Consider the following 1,902-nt stretch of genomic DNA (forward strand, 5'->3'; position numbering starts at 1 on the left):
GGCCGCCCCTACAGCGAATTGCCGACCGCCTATCTCTACAAGCAGCCCGATATGTCGCGGCCGCCGGCTTGCGGCTGCAACGCCGCCGCGCAGGGTTTTCAGATCATCGCCGGCAACCCGCCGAATCCGGAACAGTTGCAACCCGAGACGGACTCCGCACCGTTCATTCCGGTGCCGATCTCCAAACCGGATCCAGGTGCCGATCCCGAAACGCTGGCCAATCAGGAAGGCGGGCTCGACCGCGAGGCGATCAAGCGGGTTTCCGCCAAGCCGGTGACGTCGCCGGTGTCCGCGCTGCCGCCGGAACAGCGCAAGGTCAGGGTCGTCGGGCCAACGTTCCTTCCCGACCCATCAGCGGCAATAGATCTGCAAGCTCCGGCCCCGAAGGCAGTCCGGTAAGGGCTGCTCTGAGCGGCATGAACAACGCCTTGCCCTTGCGGCCGGTCGCTTCCCTGATCTTGCCCGTCCAGTCCTTCCAGATCGTCGCGCTCCAGGGTTCCTCCGGCAGCAGATCGAAGGCCTGTCGAAGGAAATCGCGATCGTCATCGGAAAATTCCGGCTTCTCCTGCGGTCCGTCGCGCAGGATACGCCACCAGTTGACCGCATCGGCCAGCCTGTCGAGATTGCCGCGCACCGCCAGCCAGAACGGTTCGGCCTGCTCGCCAGAGACGCCGAGCACGATCAGACGGTCTTGTGCCTCGGCGAACGGCATGTGGTGCAGCAGCGACCGGTTGAGCACGAACAGCTCGTCCGGATCGAACTTGGCGGCGGATTTCGATGTCGCCGCCGGATCGAAGCGTTCGGCGAGTTCGCCCATCGTCGGCACCGCCGCGACATTCTCCGAAGTGCCTACCAGGACGGCCAATGATGCGACGGCCATCGGCTCGATGCCGTCCCGCGCAGGCTTTCAATCGAGAGCGCGCCGGTGCGCTTCGACAAGCCCTCGCCCGATGCGGTGGTCAGGAGATTATGGTGGCCGAACACTGGCGGCTCGGCAGCCAGCGCCTGGAACAAGGCGATCTGCACGCCGGTGTTGGTGACGTGGTCGTCGCCCCGGATGACATGGCTGACGCCCATCTCGATGTCGTCGACGACGGAAGGCAGCGTATAGAGATAGGTGCCGTCCTCGCGCACAAGGACCGGGTCGGAAAGCGAGGCCAGATCGACGGTTTCCTCACCCCGCACCAGGTCGTTCCAGTGGATTTCGGTGCGTTCCGGCTGTTGCGGATCGCCTGAGAAATTGGGGAGGAGAAACCGCCAGTGCGGCCGGCGGCCATCGGCCTGGTACTCGGCGATCTGCTCGTGCGTCAGCGTCAGCGCCTCCCGGCCATAGACCGGCGGCAGGCCGCGCGTGCGGCGCACCTTGCGCCTGAGATCGAGTTCCTCCGGCGTTTCATAGCAGGCATAGAGAACGCCTGCCGTCTTCAGCCTCTCGACCGCGGCGTCATAGACTTCGAAGTGCCGCGACTGGTACTCGGTGGCGTCGGGAAAAATGCCCAACCAATGCAGGTCGTAGAGGATGGCGTCGGAAAACTCCTGCTTCGAGCGCGCAATGTCGGTGTCGTCGAAGCGCTGGATGAATCGGCCCTTGTTGTTCATGGCAAACAGCCAGTTGAACAGCGCCGTGCGCGCATTGCCGATATGAATGCGGCCGGTCGGCGACGGGGCGAAACGAACGGTAACTGTCATGAACGGGGCGTACCGGATGCTTTTGTGGTTGACAAGATGCGCCCCCGCGCTGGCCGGCAGACATAGAACATGGCGGCTGGAATGAAAAGACCGGACGGTGGACGCCTCCGACTGCGCCCAGGCCGGCGGTGCCCATTTTGTGCCGGCAGCTTTTCACGATAGGAATTTTTTCTTGACTCGGTGCCCTCAGCTATGGTACATATTTGGCTATGG

2 pseudogenes are annotated in these 1,902 nt (G+C 63.7%); one reads left to right on the forward strand and one right to left on the reverse strand.

Features of this window, described 5'->3' with window-relative positions:
* A pseudogene (locus EN750_RS32210) lies at window positions 1-399 on the forward strand (hypothetical protein); the annotation flags it as partial.
* On the opposite strand, the pseudogene gltX reads toward EN750_RS32210, so the two are convergent.
* Window positions 317-1,689: pseudogene (gltX, locus tag EN750_RS32215) on the reverse strand (glutamate--tRNA ligase). The pseudogenes EN750_RS32210 and gltX overlap by 83 nt on opposite strands.
* Window positions 1,690-1,902: the final 213 nt, after the last annotated feature.

This window comes from Mesorhizobium sp. M7A.F.Ca.ET.027.03.2.1 (assembly GCF_003999175.1).
GTDB lineage: Bacteria > Pseudomonadota > Alphaproteobacteria > Rhizobiales > Rhizobiaceae > Mesorhizobium.